Here is a 20,952-nt window from a genome sequence, read left to right as displayed (position 1 = left end):
CCCGATACCGTCCTGGCAGGGTCAGTTTCACGGCATAAATCCCCCCTTCATCCGTCACATCCCCCACCCGCCGCAGTAGTGGTCTTTCCGTAATTTGGCAGTGGATGGGAACGAAGCAATTGCCACATATCGCCCAATCGCCTGCCCAGGCGGAAGAATATCCGAAGGTATACCTTTACCGGCGGATCGTTCAGGCGAAGCTGTACATCGACGCCAATTATGCGGAAGAGATCGACCTGGACAATATTTCCGACGAGGCTTACTTTTCCAAGTTCCACTTCATCCGCCTGTTCAAATCCATTTACGGGAAAACGCCCCATCAATACCTGCAGGCCACCCGGATCGATGCGGCGCAGCAATTGCTCCGCCAAAACAAATCCGTTGCCGAAGCCTGCTTTTCCGTGGGTTTCCAGAGCCTGACATCGTTCAGCGGCCTGTTCAAAAAACTGACCGGCGAAACCCCGTCGGCCTTCCTGCTGCGGCATAAATCCGTCAGGGAGCAAATCCGCGCCACGCCGCTGTCCTTCATTCCCGGCTGTTACGCCCATCGCCTCGGGCTGCACGAGAATAGCAATTTTGAAGAATAGTATCTCCCGCCCGTTCCGGAACTTTGATGCATCATCAAAAACAAACTGACATGATCACCAAAATGACCATTACCAACATTCATGTGCTGAACCAGGACAGCGCCTACGACTTCTACGTGAACAAGCTCGGGTTCAAAGTGGTGGACGATATCCCCATGGGCCCGGATTCCCGCTGGCTGACCGTTTCCCCGCCCGGGCAGCCCGACCTCCAGATCGTCCTGTTCCCCGTCAAGGTGAGCAAAATGTTCCCGAAAGAAACCGCCGAAACGTTGATATCCCTAATCAAACAGGGCGTTTTCGGTTGCGGCGTGCTCACCTGCTCCGATATTTACGCCACTTACGAAGAGCTCAAGGCGAAAGGCGTGGAATTCATCAAGCCGCCCACCAAAGAATTCTACGGCACGGAAGCCTTCTTCAAAGACGATTCGGGCAACTACTTCTCTCTTCAACCCATCAACAATTTCAGCCATGAAAACAGTATTTGACCCATCCACCCGCAATGAGCTCATCGGGCGCATCCGGACAATCGGCCCAAACAGCCGCCGGAACTGGGGAAAGATGAACGTATACCAGATGGCCAAACACTGCACGATCTGGGACGAATGGGTCCAGGGCACGCAACCCGAAGATTACCGGCAGGATTTCCTCGGGAAAATTTTCGGCAGATGGGCGCTGAAAAGCAACACCCGGAACGACAAGCCCCTGCCCAAAAATACTCCCGCCGGCAAAAGGTTTACCGTCAGTGAGGAGGGCGACGTGGAAAAACAGAAAAAGCTTTGGATCGAGGGCGTGCAGGCGTACGAACGGTTCTCCAATCCGGAATTCGTTCACGATTTCTTCGGCAGGATGACCGAAGAACAGATCGGGATTTTCGCTTACAAACACCACGATCATCATCTCCGCCAGTTCGGGGCATAAAAAAGGGAGCAAACCTTGCGGCCTGCCCCCCGATCTTACAGGTCAGGAAAAATGATCAGAATTTCTGCACCTTTTTCGACAGCGATCTGCCACCGGCCTGCAATTGCAGGATGTACGTAGCCGGCGCCAGTTCTCCGCAGGCATGGGAAACATGGTGCTTTCCGGCCTGCATCTGGCCTTCCTGCAACACCGTTACCGGTTTCCCGTTCATGTCGAAAAGTATCAGCCGCACCTGCCCCGGCTTACGCAGCACGAACTGTACGTTCAGCCGCGACGTGAAGGGGTTGGGGGAAGCGATGAGCTCCGGTTCCGCGGTGGCTCCCGCTTCCGGCAGTTTGGCCGCTGCGATGGACTGGAGCCCGCTGCCGGTCACGATCTTCACTTCCGTATAACTGTTCCAGGCGTTCACGCTGTTGCCATGCCCCACGATCCGCACGTATTTGGCAGACTGCGGCGCAATGGAGAAGGTTTCCAGCTGGGTAGACGTGCCGCTGCTGGTGAGATTGGTGGCGGCGTTCGTCCAGCTGGTGCCGTTCTGCGACAACTGGATATCGAAATTCGACGTGCGCACGCTCCCGTTATAAAATGCGATCTGTACACCGGTCACCGTTTGCGCGGTAGTGAGGCAGAACTGGATCCATTGCCCGTCTCCACTGGCCGACCAGCGCGTGTTCAGATCGTTGTCGAGCACGTTGGCCGGAACGTTGCCGTCGTCCGTGCTCGCGCTTACCGGCAAACAGGCGGGCGCGGCGCCCACCGTGATATTGACCCCGGCCGATGTGGTGGAAGTATTGCCGTTGTCGGTGGCTTTCGCGGTGATGGCGTAATTGCCGGCGGCCACATTGCTCCAGGTGATGCTGTAGGGCGATGAGAGCGATTCCCCGATCTTGGTGGCGCCCTGGAAGAATTCCACTTTCGAAACGGAGCCATCGCTATCCGCAGCGTTCGCGGAAACGGTGATGCTGGCGGGCGCCGTGAACGTAGCGCCATTTGCCGGAGCGGTCAGGTTCACGGTCGGCGGAACGTTCGTTTGTTGCATGATCTGCACTTCGGTATAACTGTTCCATGCATTTACGCTGTTGCCGTGCCCCACGATCCGCACGTATTTGGCGGATTGCGCGGTGAAAGTGAACGTTTCGAGGGCGGTGCTGGTGCCGCTGCTGTTGCGGTCCGTAATGGCGTTGGCCCAGGTGCTGCCGTTCAGCGACGTCTGGACGTCGAAGTTCGACGTGCGGATGTTGCCGTTGTAGAAAGCGATTTTCACGCCGGTAACGGTTACGGTATCGGCCAGGCAGAACTGGATCCATTGGGGGTTGCCGCTGGCCGACCAGCGCGTGGCCAGGTTGCCGTCGAGCACGTTGGCCGGTACGTTGCCGTCGTCTGTACTGGCGGAAACGGGCTGGCAGGCGGGGTTCGTGGGGCCGGTGGGGAAATCGTCTGCCGGGCTCAGCATGCGCTGGCGGATCCATGCGCCGGCGGGTTTCAGGCGGGCGGTGGTCCAGGGGCCGGCGGAGCAGGTACCCGTTATCCACACGGCGCCGCTCCGGAAATCGTCGGAATAATTCCAGTTGCACCAGCTGATCTTTTTGTTGCGCATGAGATCGATGAACTGCTGCGTCATCGTGAAATCGTTGGGCCCGTCGCCCGTGGCTTCCTGTGAACCGAATTCCGTCACAAATACCGGCAGGCGGTCGGAGGCCCAGTCGAGTTCTTCGAGGTATTCGGCCCGGTGGTCTTTCGCGTAGAAATGGAACGTGTACATGATATTGGAGAAGCTGAGCGGATTGCTGACGATATCCTGCGCCGAACGCCCGTCAGACACGCCCATGGAGCCCCATGCATGGGTGCCGATGAGCACTACCGCATCCGAATCGATGGCGCGGATCACGGGGATGATCTGGTCTGCATACGTTTTGATCTTTGCCCAGGTAACGCCGTTCGGCTCGTTGCAGACGTCGTAGATGATGTTGTTTTTGTTCTTGTGCTGATTGGCGATGGCCGTGAAAAAGGTTTTGGCTCTCGACAGGTTGTAGTTCGGATCGCCGGGCGTGAGCTGGTGCCAGTCTACCAGCGCGTACATCCCGCGCTCGGTGGCTTCTTCGATGAGGCGGTTCACCTGGGCGGTGAAGCCCGCCGGATCGGTTTCGTAGCCATCGTCCTGCACGTACAGCGAAATCCGCAGCACGTCGGCCCCCCAGTCATACGCCAGCGCGTCGAGCGATGCTTCGGTGAGGCAGCTCCCCCATCCGTACCATTGGATGCCGTGCGTGCTCATGCCCCGCAGCTGGATGGGGTTGCCATATTGATTGCAGAGTTTGAGGCCGATGACCTGCAACTGGCCATTCTGGGAAACCGGTGTTTGGGCCGATGCCGGGATGGCGAACAGGCAAAGCCAGGCGGCCAGCGCATAAAGTTTGGTTAGATGTGTTTTCATACGGGTTTTATTGTCGGGTTATATAATGCAAAGGCAATACAGTGCCAGGAGCATGATCCATGCCCTGCATTTCAGATGTAAACAATGGGAATACGCATCGCGGAAACGGCTTGGCTGTTCATAACGTGTCCTTAATATACTCCGGGCTTTCGGGCAGCGCGCTATCCACGATATTTTTCTACTTTCTTGTTAATTCGTGCAATCGTTTGCATAAATATAACTAAATTCATCAAAACAAAAAATTCCCGTTATGGATTTATCGAGTTACGGCCGACTGTAATCCGCCCGCACTCCCAATTTCCGCCAATCCGCCTCCATATTTCACGTGTATGAAAATCATTGTTTTACCAAAGCTCAAACCCTACGCACCATGAACCACAATTACTTATCGCGCTGCAGGCCGGCCTGGCTGCTATCCCTTGCCCTTTTCCTCGGAACAGGGTCTGCCAACGGCCAATCCAACGCCGTGGCCGACGGGCCCGGCAACACGTATGAATTACTGGAATCAAAAGGCTACAATGTAGAATCGCCCGACTGCGGGCACGCCGTCCGCCACATCGCGGAAGTGATGGACGCGGCGCTCGGCAAGTATGTGTTCGCATTTACCCTTCACCGCGACCTCGACGACGACCGTTGCGGCGCCACCGACCGCCAGCGGATCGAGCTGCGCGGCAATGGATCGCAGCAGCAGGGCACGAAGGGCTCTACTTCCCATTACCGCTGGAAGTTTAAGCTGGACGCCAATTTCCAGGCATCGCCCAACTTCACCCACATCATGCAGCTCAAAGCTTATGGAAATGGCCACGGCAGCGGGGCCCCCATCCTTCACCTTACCCCCCGCTACAATAACAAAATGGAAATCGGCCACCCGGGAAGCGGCGGCGTGAAAGCCAGCGCCGACCTCAATCTCTTCCTCGGCGTGTGGGTGGAAGCATACGTCAGGATCAAACACGACGATGCGGGCACGCTGCAATTCGTCATCAAACGGCTGAGCGACGGCGTTACCCTGTTGTCGTACACCAACAATAACATCGACATGTGGGAAGACGGCGCAGGATACGGCGCCCCGAAATTAGGGTTCTACCGCAGTCTTAACAGCCCCTCCTACCTCCGCGACGAAACCGTTTTCCTCGCTGACATTTGCGTGGCCAAAAGCACCACAGACCTTTGTCCAAGCGACATCGGCAGCAATACCCCGCCTACCGTGAGCCTCACTTCGCCCGCCGCCAACACCACCTTCACGGCACCCGCCAGCATCACCGTTTCCGCGAATGCGGCGGATAGCGACGGCTCCGTTTCCAAAGTGGAATTTTTCCAGGGTGCTACCAAAATCGGCGAAGATGCTTCGTCGCCCTACAGCATCACCTGGAGCAATGTAGCGGCCGGCAGCTACGCCATCACCGCGAAAGCGACCGATAACGACAACGCCTCAACGACCACACCGGCCGTCAATATCACCGTGAACGCCGCGCCCTCCTGCGTGCCGGTGGCGGCCAGCGCAGACGACGGGAACGTACCGGCGAACGTGCTGGACAATGACCTGAATACCCGCTGGTCGGCCAGTGGAGACGGGCAATGGATCCAGTTCTGCCTCACTACCGCGCAAACGGTGACCGGCGTGCAGATCGCGTTCTATAACGGGAATGTGCGCTCTTCCAGCTTCGACATCCAGCTGTCGCAAAACGGCACTACATGGACGAACGCGGCTACCAATGTTTCCAGCAGCGGCACTTCCCTCCAGCTGGAAACCTTTAACATCACGGCGCAAACCGCCAAATACGTGCGCATCCTCGGGCATGGCAACAGCGTGAATGCGTGGAACAGTTATACGGAAGTGAAAGTGAACGTAGCCACGGACCCCCCGTGCCTGCCCGTTTCCGCGAGCGGAGACGATGGCAACGTACCGGCGAACGTGCTCGATAATGACTTGAACACCCGCTGGTCGGCCAGTGGCGACGGGCAATGGATACAGTTCTGCCTCGGATCGCCGCAAACCGTATCCGGGGTTGCGATCGCGTTTTACAACGGGAATGCGAGAAGTTCTTCCTTTGATATTCTGTTGTCGCAAGACGGCGCGTCGTGGACTACCGCCGCCGCGGACCTCAGTAGCAGCGGCACGTCCCTGAACGCAGAAACCTTTTCCATCACACCGCAATCCGCCAGGTATGTGCGGATCGTAGGGCATGGTAACAGCGTAAATGCGTGGAACAGTTATACGGAGGTGGACGTCCTTACCGGTAGTGGATTGCAGTCGATATCCGCAGTAAAACTACCGGAAGAAGCGAAGATAGAAACCACGGAACTCAACCACTACCCCAATCCTTTCCAGCTTACGGCCAACGTAACATTTACCCTTCCGGAGCCCGGCAGAACGCGCCTGGCGCTGGTAGACATGCAGGGCAGGACGGTAGATGTGATGGTGGACGGTATGCTCCAGCAGGGCAGGCATACCTACCCGGTGAACGGCGCCCGCCTGCAGCGGGGCACTTATATTTTGCTATTGCAGCATCATGGTAAAAGCGTTTCCCGGAAGGTCCAGAAGTTGTAGCATGATCCATACGGTCTGTCAGAAAAGGTTGCGGCGTTCGTCCGCAACCTTTTTTCGTTCCGAACGATTACCTTTACCGGCCAAACCGATTGCATGCATCCCAAAACCGTTCTTATTCTCGGCGCCAATTCCGATGTGGCCAAAGCCGCCATCATGCTGTATGCGGACCGGGGCTGCCGTATCATCGCCGCATCCCGCAGTACCGCGGAGCTGGAAAGCTTTGTGCAGACATCCGTACCGAAAGGGGCTGACGTTACCGTCCTGTATTTCGACGCTACGGATTTCGCGGGGCATGAAGCGTTTTACCGGTCGCTGCCCGAAAAGCCGCAGATCGTATTGTATGCCGCGGGGTTCCAGGTGCCGCAGGAGCAGGCTTTGGTGGATTTTAACGGGAGTTTCCGGATGATGCAGGTACATTATGCCGGCGCCGTATCCATCCTGAATATCATTGCCGGGGATGTGGAAAACCGGGGACTGGAGCGGATCGTGGGGTTATCGTCGCTCTCGGGCGTAAGGGGCAGGAAAAGCAATTTCATATATGGAAGCACCAAATCGGCTTTCACCCAATATCTCGCCGGGTTGCGGCAGCATTTGTTTCCCCGGAATGTGATCGTGAACGTGATCGTGGCGGGATACATCCGCAGTAAGATGACCGCCGGCCTCGACCTGCCGGAATCCCTCATCATGGAGCCCGCCTTCATCGCGAAAGCGGTAGTGCATGCCGGGAACGGTTTTACCATTGTACCGGGATGGAAATGGAAGCTCATCCATCTGTTCCTGAAATATGCGCCGGAAAAACTCGTGGCGAAATTGCCGTAACCTAGTAGCGGGAGGTCCGCCCCTTCACGACATGCGTGATATAAACGGCCTGGGCAGCTATGAAGAGCAGCACCAGCAGCCAGCTATAAGGTAAAACATAATATTGATGTGTGCCCGATCCGCCACCATATCGAGAAGCCGCCCCACCCTGATTTAAGGACACGTATCTCCCTTGAAATCCCTGTGAATGATACCAGCACGTGGCAGACACCGCCAGCAATGTGCAGCCGAAATGCAGCCAGATGAGCTTTTTCGAATACAAAAAAGAATCCTGCCCGATATAAATCAACCATATCAACCCCATCACCATGGCTGCATACAACAATCCCGACCGGGTAGTTAAGGTATAGTATTCATAATCGACGACGATATTGAGTTTCTCGCCTTCCATCAACAGGTATGTTAAGCACGCGATGAAAGCTGCATAGAAAAACGAACTGTATGTGGTAAAGAGGTATTTCATAATCCGCCACAAATTAATGGTAATCTTCCGGAAATACCATCACAGGGGTCAGGTTGGGCGATGGCCATCCGGGCCTCCGGGGTTTTGATGGAAAGACGGAGGATCTCGGCGACTTCGCAGTATTTGAAATCAAAGCGACAGCGATCCCATCCAGCGAACGATCTCCGTAGCGTGCAGGATCACGGTCGCAGTGCGGCTGTACCGGGCGATGGCGATCCCGCAGAACCGGGCCTGATCGTCAAAAACAGGTGAACCGCATTCGGTGGATGAGATATGCATGTCGCTGAACCACACTTTGGTGAACCCATCTCTGCGCGCGCTTTTCCCACCTTCATACATTTCTGCGGGATGGTTGCTGGCCGGCGCTTCGGGGCGCTGCGCGAGGGTGACTGATTGGCGGAGGAGGCTGTCGCCGCGCTGAAAGGTAACGGTGATGGTTTGATGGGGTTGATAATGCTGGAGATCGTTGATGAAGCCTGTGGATGGAAGACCGTTGATGCGCAACAGTTGATCGTCCGGCAAAAAGCCGCTCCGCGCCGCTGGGCCCTCCGGGTCGAGAAATGCAATGGCGACAGCGGTGTTTTTGTCCACCAGTTTCGCGCCGAAATACCCGCTGCCGAGGCGGGGCGGCATGTCGAAAGTCCCGGTGCCGGTAATCCCTCTTTTCTGCTTTCCGCCCGGCAGCGCGGCGAACAGGAACCCGCCGGGCGCAGGCTCCTCCAAGTTTCGCAAGAGATTTTCCACACCCGGCAAGCGAAGATCCTTTCCGGAATACAGTAATACCAGATCGTTCCCGGGATTGCGTGCAACTACTTTCAAACGCACTCCCTTTCCACCGGCGGCTTTCAACCAAACCGTATCCCCCAGGTCAGAAAGCTTCCCGATAATGAACGTTCCCCGCTTACAGGAACGCCAGACCGTTCCCCCCGTCGTTTTTCCTTTGCTGACCAGCAAAGCCGCGCCCTGGATCACCAGCGCACCAGGCGGAAGCAGCGGGACGATAGCAGGGGGAGCGGGCAGATCCCAACCACTGTCGGGTTGCGGGTATTGCCGGTAATTGGCTTGCCGCGTGAGCGACGACCAATATTTCCTGTATTCGGTTACAGGAACGTGGTGATTGCGGGCTTCCGCCGCCTGGCAGCGACTATTCACCCCGATCACCCTGCCGCTCATATCGAAAACCGGCCCGCCGGAATCCCCCACTTCCATCGTGCATCCGGAAACGAGGAATCCGTGCCCGTCGGCCGGATCGGTGACGAACCCGAAACGCAGCGTGGGGAACGGCAGCCCCGTGGATTCCGGATAAGCCAGCATCATACAGGCGTCTCCCTTCCCCACCGCTGTGCCCATTTCCGCGAAAGGCCAGGGGCCGGCGGCGAGGAGCTTCATCGTGGCGATGTCTGGCAGCGTTTCTTTTTCGTCTGTATCGATCCGGCCCATCCCTACAGCCACTGCGGTTTTCCCGCCGGGGAACGTGACGAGGTAGGTATGTCCCGGGCGCGAAGCATGGGCGGCCGTCAGCAGGAACCCATCCGCCGAAACGACGACGGCGCTGAACGGTCCGCCGGTTTGCACCTGCTGCACCGTATCGAACGCAAAAACCTTCACCACCGCACGACCGGATGTAAGGATCGCTTGCTGGACGGCCGTTGTGGCGGAAATGCCATCCTGCCCCGCCACCGGTAAACAGACCGTCATCCACCCGAGAGTTGTGGCCAACAGGGCCGCTTTCTTCAAAAACATACTATATAAAGCCCTCACTTGCACCATTCTTACCGCCTGTACAAAAATATTTTTGTACCGAACGACAAATTGAATATGTTTGTACATATGTACAATACGATTGTATAAACAGTGAACAGGCCCGAAACGTTACCCGTCCACCGGGAATCCCGGCGAGACCGAACGTATCCTTAACAGGGTGATCAGTAACATCAAAAGACCGATATTAATCTACATGCAAGCACAAAGACGAATTGGGGTGGATGTAGGCGGGAGCCATGTTTCCGCCGGAATATTTAATGACGGAGCGCCAGACGCGCCCTTGCGCATGGCGCATCGCCAGCTGGATTCGCAAGCGCCGGCGGAGGCCGTCATCGACACCATTGCCGCATGCATCGGCGAGGTGATGATGGAAGGGACGGTAGCAATCGGGATCGCATTTCCCGGTCCGTTCGATTACAAAAAAGGCGTCTGCGCCATCCCGGCATCAGTGGGGAAATTCGGGCAGCTCTTCGGGCTACATGTGATGCAGGCGTTGCAAGACAGGCCGGAAACCGCGGGTTTGCCGGTACTTTTTGCGAACGATGCACATTGTTTCGCGCTGGGCGCGCAGCAGCGCATGCAACTGAAAGGGGAAAAAACCATACTGCTGACGCTGGGCACCGGTTTCGGATCGGCCTTCCTGGTAGATGGCGAACTGGCCGGATCAGGCCCGGGCATTCCCGCATCCGGCGCGTTTTTCGACCAACCGTTCGGAGACGCCCCGGCCGACGATTATTTTTCGACCCGCTGGCTCCTGCGCGCCTTCGCCGCCGCCACCGGACAAACTATTACTTCCGTCCGCGAAATGGCCACGGCCCACATCGAAACCGCCCTCCCCATTTTCGAAACCTTCGGCGACAACCTCGGCGCATTTCTTCGCCCCAGGCTGGAAGCGTTTGCATGTAAGGAGCTCGTGATCGGCGGCAATATCGCCCGGGCGGCTGCGCACTTCGGGCCCGCGCTGCTGCAGCGATTGAACGGACTGAACATCCACCTGGCATACTGCCTGGAAACAGAGCCCTGCATCCTCGCAGGCGCCGCCACGCTGAAAGAAACTTCCCCCAAACGGCCTGTACGCCTCAGTTCCCAGCCGTTGCTGCCCGTTCAGGTGCAATCAACGGAAGGTTATAATATTTTCCCTTCCTGCAAAACCGGCCGCACGGTTGCGGAAGGATTCGATGCGCTGGCAGAAAAAATAGCGGGAGAAACGCGGGTGGTGATAGACGGGTTTGGCGGCATGCTGTGGGAAAACTTCCGTTCGCAATTGCACGCCGCATTGCAGCGCCGCGGGATTCCCGCGCACTGGTACGACGTGGATGCCTGCCTGTACGATACTTCCGTCATCGATGAAAAAGTCGCCGCTTCACTCGGGGGCAACGATCCCGTGTTCGGGAAAAAGTACACCGGCGCGCTGGGGGATTTCTTCGATCCGTCCAAACTCGCCATGCTCAAGCCTGCCGGCACACCCGGCATCCACATCGTATATGGAACGGGCGCTTCGCTCGCTTCCCCCGAAGGATTGCTGGTCTACGCCGACGTTCCCAAAAACGAAATTCAATACCGCATGCGGGCCGGCAGCATCACCAACATCGGATCGGAAACGGCAACGTATAAACGCTGTTACTTCGCAGATTGGCCGGTGCTCAACCTGCATAAAGCTTCCCTCCTGTCGCGAATCGCCATCATGGCCGACGCGCAACGTCCAGACAATGTCACCTTCATGACCGGCGATGATTTCCGCGCCTCGCTCGACCAGCTTCTGCGCACCCCTTTCCGCGCCCGGCCCTGGTTCGAAGCCGGCGTTTGGGGCGGGAACTGGATGAAAAAGCACCTCGCCGGCCTCAATCCCGACGAAGTGAATTACGCCTGGTCTTTCGAACTGATCACCCCCGAAAACGGGATCGTGCTGGAAGGGGAAGGCCTGCTGATGGAGGTGTCGTTCGACTTCCTCCTGTACCGCAACAACCAGCAACTCCTCGGCAAAGCGGCCCATCGCTTCGGCAGCGAATTTCCCATTCGCTTCGACTTCCTCGACACTTACGACGGCGGCAACCTGTCTATCCAGTGCCATCCGCGCCCGGAATACGTCCGCGAACATTTCGGGGAAAATTTCACGCAAGACGAAACGTATTACATCCTCGACTGCGAGCCGGAAGCCGCTGTATACCTCGGTTTCCAGGAGAACATCGATCCGGGGGAATTCCGTACCGCATTGAACGACGCACAGGAAAAATCCATCCCGCTGGAAGTGGAGCGGTATGTGCAGCGGTTCCCCGCGGAAAAACACGGGCTCTACCTCATTCCCAACGGCACCGTTCACGCTTCCGGGAAAAACAACCTCGTGCTGGAGATCAGCAGTACGCCCTACATTTTCACATTTAAAATGTACGACTGGCTCCGCCCCGGCCTCAACGGCCAGCCGCGCCCCATCCACCTCGATCATGCCTTCGCCAACCTGTATTTCGACCGAAAGGGCGACCAGGTCCGGAAACAACTGATTTCCCAACCGCAAATCACACGGAGTTGGGACACCGGCCGAAGAATCCACCTGCCCACCCACCCGGAGCATTTCTATACCGTTGACCGGTACGAGTTCACCGGCACCGTGGAGATCCCCACCAACGGGCAATGCCACATCTGCATGCTCGTTTCGGGATCCGCGGTCAGCGTGGCCTGCGGCGGATCATCACAAAAGTTCCACTTTGCGGAAACCTTCGTGGTGCCGGCGGAGGCAAATGCCTACATATGCAGGAACGATGGCGAAAGCCCTGCGTTCCTCGTGGTAGCGTACGTTAAAGACGATCATTGCTGAATTATAAATCCTGCGTTATGAAGCCAAACCGTCAACAGTTCTTTACCATCACCGTTACGCTCATCGCCGCGCTGGGCGGGTTTCTTTTCGGGTTCGACATGGCCGTGGTCAGCGGTATCATCGACCCCGTGAAATCCCAGTTCGGCCTTTCCGCCTCACAGGAAGGCTGGTTCGTGTCCTGCGCGCTGCTGGGCTGCATTATCGGCGTATTGTTTTCCGGCAACCTCAGCGACCGTATCGGCCGCAAGAAAGTGCTGTTCCTCGCCGCCATCCTGTTTCTCGTCAGTGCCGCCGGATTCGCCTGGTCCACCTCCTACACCATGCTCATCGGGTTCCGGATACTTGCCGGAATGGGCGTGGGCGTGGCTTCCAACATTTCGCCGCTGTATATTTCCGAGCTGGCGCCGGCTCACCAGCGCGGGCGGCTCGTCACGTTTTACCAGCTCGCCATCACCATCGGCATCCTCTGCGCATACATCAGCAACCTTTTCATCCAGCGCCACGCGGCAGGCGCCAGCACCGCCGGCGTTTGGGGCTGGCTTTTTACGGCGGAAGTATGGAGAGGCATGTTCCTCGTGGGCGCGCTGCCGGCCGGCGTGTTTTTCCTGCTGCTGACCATCGTACCGGAAAGCCCGCGCTGGCTGGCGCAATACGGCCGGAACGACGAAGCCCTTTCCATTCTCACCAGCATCAGCGGCCCGGAAGAAGCGCGCCGCGAAATGGCCGCCATCACCGCCCTGTCGCAAAAACCGGCCGGCGGGTTCAACGAACTGATGCGCCCTCCCCTGCGGAATTTACTCGTCATGGCCGCGGTACTCACGGCCCTGTCGCAGTTCAGCGGCATCAATGCGGTTATTTTCTACGGACCCACCATCCTGAAAAGCACCGGCATCGTAGCGAGCGACGCCTTATTGTACCAGGTGATGCTCGGCGCGGCCAACACGTTGTTCACCTTCATTGCCATCTGGAAAGTCGACTCCCTGGGCAGAAGGCCGCTGTATATCGTAGGTTCGCTCTGCGCGGCGGTTGCGCTGGCTGCCACGGCCACCTGCTTCCTGGCGGGGGTTACAGGATGGGCGATGCTCCTGTCGATCATGCTGTTCCTGCTTTTCTTCGCGTTCTCGCTCGGGCCGTTGAAATTCGTCATCGCTACGGAAATTTTCCCGACGCATGTTCGGGGAACGGCTTTGTCGATGTGCATCCTGACGATGTGGGTATCTGACTGGCTGGTGAACCTCCTCTTCCCCATACTGCGCGACGGTATCGGGGTGGCGGCCACGTTCTTCATCTTTTCCGCCTGTTGCCTCATCTCCTTCTTTTACGCTAAAAAATACCTTTTTGAAACGAAGGGCAAAACCCTGGAAGAGATCGCTTCCGGCGAGATGCTGCCCATCAGCCAATAAATAACTGACTATGAGGATGATTACGATCGCCGCGCTGGCAGCCTGTTCGCTGCAGGCGGCCGCGCAAAAAACGGTCCCGTATCTCGGGCAGATCGACTGGATCAGCGGGTACGAAAAAGAGATTTCCGGGGAAAATATCCGGTATTTCTCGGCTTTCCCGGACGATGCCAACATCGCCCTGCTGACCCGCGCCACAGACGGCCGCAAGGAAATCGTCTGGGAAACGGCCCCCGTCCCCGCGAAGGTGAAAGGGAAATATGTCTACTTCAGCTGGGTGGCGGGCCACTCGTCGGCCACCAACAGCGGCACCCGCCATTGGGACCTGTATGCCAACAATAAAAAAGTGCTGACGTTCACCACCATTCAAGGCAACAGCAACCCGAACTGGTCGTACGCCGGGCCAGACAGCAGCCGGATCGTGTTCATGCAAACAAAACGCGACGGCGCCAATGACGCGCACGGCCTCGCTTTTCTCCGGCTCCCCGTTTCCGCCGTTCAGCCCGGCAAACCGGTGGAATTGAAAGTGGTGGGACAGGCACAGCAAAGCAACGACTGGTTCATGACCTTCAAATTCACGTTCCAGGAAAAAGTGGACATCGCGCCGCAGCCCTTCCTGTTGCGGAACGGGAAGCAGCCCATCACGCTGACGGCCCTTCATTTCGGCATGCCCCGCACGTTTCGCGTGGTGGCCGGCAATGCAACGTATTCGTTCGTGGCGACGGATGGCCTTTCCACCTTCGATGTGCCGGTAACGCCCGTGCAGCGGGCAGACAGCATCCGGATCAAAGTGCTCGACGGGAAGAAAGTGATTACCGACAAATTCGTGCAGCTCACGCCGGTCATCCACCGCGAACTGCATTTCATCCACCATTCCCATACCGACATCGGCTATTCGCATCTGCAGCCGGAAGTCCTGAAAATCCATCTCAAGAATATCGACGATGCGCTCGACATGATCGCGTCCACGAAGCATTACCCCGACGAAGCGAAATTCCGCTGGAACATCGAATCGTTGTGGGCCGTGGAGCACTGGATGAAACAGGCCGGCCCCGGCCGTAAAGCCGCGTTCGTGCAGGCGGTGAAAAACGGCGATATCTGCCTTTCCGCACTTTACGCCAATATCCTTACCGGGCTGAGCCTCCCGGAAGAAATGTTCCACTACACCGACTACGCGCAGCAATTGAAGAAGGAGTTCGGGTTTTCCATTCCCAGCGCCATGATCTCCGATGTGCCGGGGTATACCTGGTCTACCGTGACGGCCCTGGCGAAAGGAGGCGTAAAATATTTCTCCAGCGGCCCGAACTACCTGGGCGAAAACCATCCCTACCTCGGCGACCGCGTCGGGCATTTCGTGCGTACCTGGGGCGATAAGCCGGTTTACTGGAAAAGTCCGTCGGGAGAAGAGAAAATCCTCTTCTGGACGGGCGCGAAAGGGTATTCTTCCTGGCATGGTACCGCACCCGGCGCCATTTTCGACCGGGGCGCGAAGAAAATCGCGGAATACCTCCAGGAACTGGACAACAAAAATTACCCCTACCCCCTCGTGCAATGGCGCTACAACGTGGTGGCGGACAATGGGCCGATAGACACGGCCATCAGCCGTTTCGTGAAAGAATGGAATGAAAAATATTCGTCCCCGAAGATCGTGCTTTCCACGCCCGACCGCCTTTTCCCTGCATTCGAAAAGCAATACGGGAAAGATTTACCGGTAGTTTCCGGAGACATCACGCCTTATTGGGAAGACGGCGCGGCTTCCACCGCGCAGGAAGAAGGGAAGAACCGTGTCAACAGCCTGCGCCTCCAGCAGATCGCCAACGCTTACGCCATCCTGTCGCCGAAACGTTATTCCGGCCAGCAGTTTTACGAAGCCTGGACCAACATCCTCATGTTCCACGAACATACCTGGGGCGCGCATAACAGCATCACCCAACCCGATGTCGATTTCGTGACAGAGCAATGGCGGATCAAAAAGCAGTTCATGCAGGACGGCGACCAGCAGACGGACGCGCTGGCCACATTCCTCCTCGAACCGTTTACAGACGCAACTTCTAAAAAGATCGTCGTCGTGAATACGCACTCATGGCCGGCCTCCGGGCCTGTTGAAATTCAGGTGGCAGGTGCGTCGGTGAAAGATGCGAATGGAAAAAAATCCCCCCTGCAAAAAATCCATAACGGCCGCTACGCGTTCATCGCAGAAAATGTTCCACCATTCGGATCGGCCGTTTACACCGTTTCCGGCGAAACCGTTAAAGCCGCAATACCGTTCAAACGCGGCGCGCAATCCATTTCCAACGGATTCGTTTCGCTGGCGTGGCATCCAGGGAACGGGAGTATCACGGAGCTTTCCGGGCCCGACGGACATAACCTCGCCGGCCAGTTCGGCGAACAGGGCCTGAACAGTTACTGGTACGTTCCCGGCAAAGACCCTGCCGGCGCGCAAACCACGCCTGCGCTCACCGCCAGCGTTATCGACGAAGGGCCGGTGGTGACGGTCATTTCCCTGAAAGGCGAAGCTCCCGGCGCGCGCTCCCTCGAAAAGCGCATCATCCTCTATGCCGGCGCGAAAGAAGCGGTGATAGAGAACATCGTCGACAAAAAGCCCGTGCGCAGCAAGGAAGCGCTGCATTTCGGGTTCCCCTTCGGCATCTCGTCGCCCAAAACTACACTGGACGCGGGTTATGGCACCATGCGCTACCTGGGCGACCAGCTTCCCGGCTCCAACATGGATTTCCTCTATGGCCGCCGGTGGCTGAACGTTTCCGATGACAAACGCGGTGTTCAATGGATGCTGCTCGAAACGCCGATGGTAGAGCCCGGCGCCATGATCGACGAGCGGTTGACCATTTCGCAAAGCCATAAGGAATGGCGGAAAGACGGGAAGCCCACGGCCACGTGGTTCGCGTACGTCATGAATAATTACTGGCATACCAATTACAAATCCGACCAGGAAGGCGTGAGCAGCTACCGGTACGCTTTGCGCCCCCATGCTGAAAGCAGCGGCGCCGACATGGAAAAGGCCGCGGCCATGTTCACCCAGCCCTTCCTGAGCTTCCCGCTGAAAGCCGGGGCCACGGCACCGCAGAGCCTCTTCGGCCTTAGCAATCCCGCCATCATCGCCACTTCCATCACGCCGCAGGAAGACGGCAGCCTCATGGTGCGGTTGTTCAACCCGGAAAAAACCGCCCAAAGCACGAAGTTCGTATGGGGATCGCTGAAACCCTCCGGCATACAGCGTTTGCAAAGCAGCGAACGATCTGCGCCGGATGCGGACATCAGCCTCCCGGCCATGGGGGTCCATGAATTCATTATTGTTCCATAATAATGCCGCCGCATAAAAAAAAGGCTCCGCTTTAAACAAGCGGAGCCTTTTTCTTTCGGGAATATTTCCTCAATCAGCTAACAAAGTAACAGGCCGGCCCTTCTTCAGTTCCACCGTTATCACATCCCCGTCTACCGCCGATTTCCCGGGATCGATGTTCCCCACAGGCGTATTCCGTTTCACTTTCACGGTTTGGTGCTTATCGGAAGTTAAAGTCACGCTTTTCAGTTTCCCGCTTTCCAGCGAAGCACTGACCAGGCAACCGCTTTCACTGCGCAGTTGATGGAAACCCGCGGCCTTCCAATCTTTCGGCGTTGCCGGAAAGAGCAGGACTACACCATCGCGGGTTTGGAGCAGCATTTCGTGTACGCCCTGCGCATACGCGAAGTTGCCTTCCAGCGTGAACGGACGGTAAGTGAATGCAGAGTATTGTCCGCCTTTCTGGTCGCCGTTCACATGGAAACTGTTGCTTAATACGAAGTTGGACGCAAACTTCCGCAGATAGCTCACCGTACTGTCTCCATTGCCAGTTTGCGCGTAAAGGCACGCCGCCCAGGCGAAGGAGTAACCCACCCATGCCCGGGTGCCCTTGCGGCTCATCCAGGCCAGGGAACTGTCGATCACCCGGCGATCGTTCGGCCGGTCGTACGACAAGATCTTTACCGGGTAAATCGCCATAAGGTTGCTATGGTGGCGGTGCGACGACAGTTGCGGATGCCCCGGCGCGATGGCCAGCCTGCCTTCCACACTGAATAGTTCCGGATAATTTTTCAGGGCTTCCGCGGCCGGGGGTACCGAGCCGTCTCCCGCCGCAGCGGCCACTTCGGCATATGCGGTGAAGAAGAATCGGATGAGCGCGAGGTCGTAGTTCGAATAATCGGTGAACCAGGCCTCGATGCTGTTGTCATGATATTCGGGCGATGAGCTGAGCGGCAGTTTGTACACACCGGTAGCAGGATCCTTGACGCGGACGTTCTTCAGATAAACGGCCACCCGGTCGAACCAGGGTTTGCAACGTTCCCGGAGGAATTTTTCATCGCCGCTGAACTTCCACTGCCAGTAGAAATGTTGCGCCAGCCACGCGGCCACGGTGGGACTGAAAGAATACTGGATCCATCCGCCCATGGGCTTTCCGGTGAGGGTGGTGACGCCGGGAACGTTGAGCCCTTCTACCCCGAAATAATGCTTCGTATAACGTTCGTTTTCCGCGCGGGTGTTCCAGAGCCAATTGGTGAAGCCTTCCGTGAGGTCGGTATGGTTGGCGGTATAGCCAGGCCAATAGCTCAACTGGGTATTGAGATCGTGGTGGAAATCGCCCTTCCACGGCGGAAGATGGCCGTTATCCGCCGTCCACACCGCTTGCAGGGAGATCGGCGGCGTATGCGCGCGGGCAACGCTGCCGAATTTGTACATATCGAGATAGTATTGTTTTTCGAGCAGGGGTTCGGGTAGCCGGATGGAGGAGCGCTTCCAGAAACCGGCCCACCAGGCGGCGTGGCTTTTCCAGTTCTTCGCTTCGTTTTTGGATGCGGCGGGAATGGCGGCGGGCCGATCGGGGGTGATCGTCCACCAGCCGGTGGTTTTGCCGTTCTTCACGGTCCATTCTACCAGTACTTCATAAAAATGTCCTTCGTAGGTCGGCTGCCGGTAACGGATGGAGTTGGTGCCTTTGGTGACCGTTCCTTTTCCGTACCCCAGTCTTACCAGGCTTTGTCCGTCTACGCTCGTGGCTTCACCGCCCTTGCTTTCCGAAACATACGCCGGCGCGATAAGTTCCGGACTGAAGGCGGCACCTTCCAGCGAAAACACGCCAACATCTTGCCCGGCGTGCACGTAAGTGCGGAAAACCGCTCCGGAAGAGAACCGGGCCTCATGCACGCCGTTGCTGATGTCCAGCACGGAGGAAACAGGGTTTCCCCAACCTTTCATATCCAGTTCCAGCGAAGCGCCGGGGATTTTGGTAGGCGCGGCGTTGGCTTCGTAGGGCACGTCGCCCAGTTGCTGAACGGGGGCATAATCCTTTTTGCGGACCTGCTCCGTCACGTATTTGAAAGTTAACTTGTCGATATTGGCCATGGGCCTGTCGTCCCACAAATCCACCCTGTCCAGCGAAAACCGCAGCCTGTCCGATTTCTGCCAGATGAGGGCGCCGATCATACCATTCCCCAGCGGCATGGCTTCGTCCCATCTCCGCGGGAGATCGCTTTGCCGGAGGTTATGTTCCGGCTTCGGCTGCGCCGCGGCACTGAGGGCAACGGCAAGTAGCATCCCTGTAAGAAGTTGTTTCATATCATACAATTTAAAGTGGGTGTTAAGCAGGGTGCATCCCGAAAAATCGGGATGCCGGTCTATGGAAATTCTCTCAATTTTTATTAAAATAACTGAACCTGTTATTTTCTTGCCATATCGATTACCGAGATTTCGTAGATAGACGGCAGATTGCTAGCTTTCGTCACGCGGAAGCGCAGCAAGTCTGTTCTGTATCGCCGCGGCAGGTGGATCACCTTGCAATCGCCCATGGGCTCATGACCCAGGAAAATCGTTTCCCACTGGCCGTTCCGGCGGATGTCTACCGCATATTCCTGGATGCGCGGCTCGCGCAATTGCGAGAACCCGTCTTTTGAATTCTTTACATCCTTGTATTCGAATATGCTGATTTTATTGAAGTATTCCGAAGGGTCGAGCGAAATTTCGAGGGAAGCGAGGGTATCTGCCGAAGCCCAACGGCTATCGAGCTTTCCATCCGTCACTTTGCTGCCATCGTATTGATTATTCGCATCCGCCGGATATACGCTCGACGCCTTTGCAGGCCTGCGTTCCGACACGAATTTCCCGTTCTCCGGCAGTGGTTTCCCCGGTGCAAGGCCCAGCCGTTTCCCCAGGTTGATGGCCGCCAACGCTTCGTATTCGCGGATGCGGCCCGTCTGGTCGGGCGGGATGTTCATCACCAGGCAATTGTTGTTGGCCGTGCTCCAGTAAAAGAGCTCTTCCAGCTCGTCCAGCTCGCGCACGGGCAACTGCACGGATTTCTGGAACCAGTTATAACGGCTGCTGAGGCAAATCGTGGCTTCGTAAGGCAGGTAATACGACTTCCCCTGGTGGAGATATTGCTTTTTATCGAACCGCGTGATGATCTGCGGGTCCCACAGCCGGAAGTCGGACGGGAAATACTGGAAGAAATATTTGTTGTCTTCCGTCATGTTCGACGGCCGCGTGTAATTCCGTTTCCCTTCCTCGTTCACGATGGTGTGGTTGACGCTCACCGCGCATTTGGGATTGAATTTCTTCACCAGCGCATACAGCTGTTCGATTCCCCAGTTCTCCGGCTTGCGGTCCCAGCCGCCGTCGAGCCACAGCTCGCAAATGGGGCCGTAGTTCGTGAAAAGCTCCGTCAGCTGGTTCTTCATATAATCGATGTAAGGCTGCGGATCGGCATCTTTATAGGTCGGCTCCTTGCGGTCCCACAGCGAATAATAGATGGCAAACTGCAGGCCGTGCTTTTTGCAGGCGTCGGCCACGGCTTTCACCACATCGGTCTTCACGGGCGACGAAGCCACGTCGTATTCGGTGTACTTGCTGTCCCACAGGCAAAACCCGTCGTGGTGTTTGGTGATGAGGAGCACATACCGGAACCCTGCGTCTTTCGCGGTTTTCACCCATTGTTCGGGGTCTAGCTGGGTGGGGTTGTACTGGCTGACGGGGATCGTACCGTCCGACCATTCCACATCTGCAAAAGTATTCACTCCGAAATGGATGAACATGCCGTATCCCCGGTCGATCATCGACTGTTGTGCGGCGCTGGGCTTGTTTGCGGGCAACTGTTGGGCCGTGGCGCCCAGTGTGGCGAGCGAAAGTGCCATGGCGCCTGCGCATCGTTTCATAAAA

13 protein-coding genes are annotated in these 20,952 nt (G+C 57.0%); 8 read left to right on the top strand and 5 right to left on the bottom strand.

The window, feature by feature from the left end:
* The first annotated feature begins 104 nt into the window (after positions 1 to 104).
* From EJ361_RS21610 to EJ361_RS21600, 3 genes are read left to right on the top strand one after another with little or no spacing between them, the layout of a single operon-like run.
* The gene (locus tag EJ361_RS21610; RefSeq protein ID WP_126248237.1) at positions 105 to 587 is read left to right on the top strand and encodes a helix-turn-helix domain-containing protein; all 483 of its coding nucleotides are present in this window, start codon (positions 105 to 107) and stop codon (positions 585 to 587) included.
* A 50-nt stretch (positions 588 to 637) separates the two neighbouring features.
* Positions 638 to 1,072: a VOC family protein gene (locus EJ361_RS21605; RefSeq protein ID WP_126248235.1), complete on the top strand. Its 435-nt coding sequence runs from the start codon at positions 638 to 640 to the stop codon at positions 1,070 to 1,072.
* A complete protein-coding gene (locus tag EJ361_RS21600) occupies positions 1,056 to 1,505 on the top strand; it encodes a DUF1569 domain-containing protein (protein WP_126248233.1) in 450 nt (149 codons plus the stop codon). The genes EJ361_RS21605 and EJ361_RS21600 overlap by 17 nt, the downstream gene beginning before the upstream one ends.
* 55 nt (positions 1,506 to 1,560) lie before the next feature.
* Here EJ361_RS21600 and EJ361_RS21595 read toward each other — a convergent pair whose 3' ends face one another.
* Entirely contained in the window at positions 1,561 to 3,939 is a 2,379-nt protein-coding gene (locus tag EJ361_RS21595) for a cellulase family glycosylhydrolase (RefSeq protein WP_126248231.1), read from the bottom strand.
* 370 nt (positions 3,940 to 4,309) lie between these two features.
* On the opposite strand from EJ361_RS21595, the gene EJ361_RS21590 reads away from it, so the two are divergent.
* Positions 4,310 to 6,487, top strand: coding sequence for a discoidin domain-containing protein (locus tag EJ361_RS21590; RefSeq protein ID WP_126248229.1), 2,178 nt, complete (start codon positions 4,310 to 4,312; stop codon positions 6,485 to 6,487).
* Between the two features lie 93 nt (positions 6,488 to 6,580).
* Complete coding sequence (locus EJ361_RS21585; protein ID WP_126248227.1) at positions 6,581 to 7,306, top strand: SDR family NAD(P)-dependent oxidoreductase; 726 nt, start codon at positions 6,581 to 6,583, stop codon at positions 7,304 to 7,306.
* Position 7,307: 1 nt separating this feature from the next.
* Here the strand turns inward: EJ361_RS21585 and EJ361_RS21580 are convergent, their stop codons facing one another.
* Together EJ361_RS21580 and EJ361_RS21575 are read right to left on the bottom strand one after the other, a co-directional pair.
* Positions 7,308 to 7,769 carry a hypothetical protein gene (locus EJ361_RS21580; protein WP_126248225.1) on the bottom strand — a complete coding sequence of 154 codons (462 nt, stop codon included), beginning with the start codon at positions 7,767 to 7,769 and terminating at the stop codon, positions 7,308 to 7,310.
* A gap of 129 nt (positions 7,770 to 7,898) precedes the next feature.
* Positions 7,899 to 9,506, bottom strand: coding sequence for a S1 family peptidase (locus EJ361_RS21575; protein ID WP_164714356.1), 1,608 nt, complete (start codon positions 9,504 to 9,506; stop codon positions 7,899 to 7,901).
* 220 nt (positions 9,507 to 9,726) lie between these two features.
* Between EJ361_RS21575 and EJ361_RS21570 the strand changes: the two genes are divergently transcribed.
* From EJ361_RS21570 to EJ361_RS21560, 3 genes are read left to right on the top strand one after another with little or no spacing between them, the layout of a single operon-like run.
* Positions 9,727 to 12,345 carry an ROK family protein gene (locus EJ361_RS21570; protein WP_126248221.1) on the top strand — a complete coding sequence of 873 codons (2,619 nt, stop codon included), beginning with the start codon at positions 9,727 to 9,729 and terminating at the stop codon, positions 12,343 to 12,345.
* 17 nt (positions 12,346 to 12,362) lie between these two features.
* Positions 12,363 to 13,748 carry a sugar porter family MFS transporter gene (locus tag EJ361_RS21565; RefSeq protein WP_126248219.1) on the top strand — a complete coding sequence of 462 codons (1,386 nt, stop codon included), beginning with the start codon at positions 12,363 to 12,365 and terminating at the stop codon, positions 13,746 to 13,748.
* A 10-nt stretch (positions 13,749 to 13,758) separates the two neighbouring features.
* Positions 13,759 to 17,067: a glycoside hydrolase family 38 N-terminal domain-containing protein gene (locus tag EJ361_RS21560; RefSeq protein ID WP_205687077.1), complete on the top strand. Its 3,309-nt coding sequence runs from the start codon at positions 13,759 to 13,761 to the stop codon at positions 17,065 to 17,067.
* Between the two features lie 69 nt (positions 17,068 to 17,136).
* Here the strand turns inward: EJ361_RS21560 and EJ361_RS21555 are convergent, their stop codons facing one another.
* The gene (locus tag EJ361_RS21555) at positions 17,137 to 19,356 is read right to left on the bottom strand and encodes a glycosyl hydrolase family 95 catalytic domain-containing protein (protein ID WP_126248217.1); all 2,220 of its coding nucleotides are present in this window, start codon (positions 19,354 to 19,356) and stop codon (positions 17,137 to 17,139) included.
* 101 nt (positions 19,357 to 19,457) lie between these two features.
* Positions 19,458 to 20,948, bottom strand: a complete 1,491-nt coding sequence (locus EJ361_RS21550; RefSeq protein WP_126248215.1) for an alpha-L-fucosidase — start codon at positions 20,946 to 20,948, stop codon at positions 19,458 to 19,460.
* Between the last annotated feature and the right edge of the window lie 4 nt (positions 20,949 to 20,952).

Origin of the sequence: Chitinophaga rhizosphaerae, from assembly GCF_003958645.1 — a bacterium.
GTDB lineage: Bacteria > Bacteroidota > Bacteroidia > Chitinophagales > Chitinophagaceae > Chitinophaga > Chitinophaga rhizosphaerae.
The sequence above is the reverse complement of the archived record's forward strand: the minus strand, read 5'-3'. Positions and strand labels throughout refer to the sequence as shown.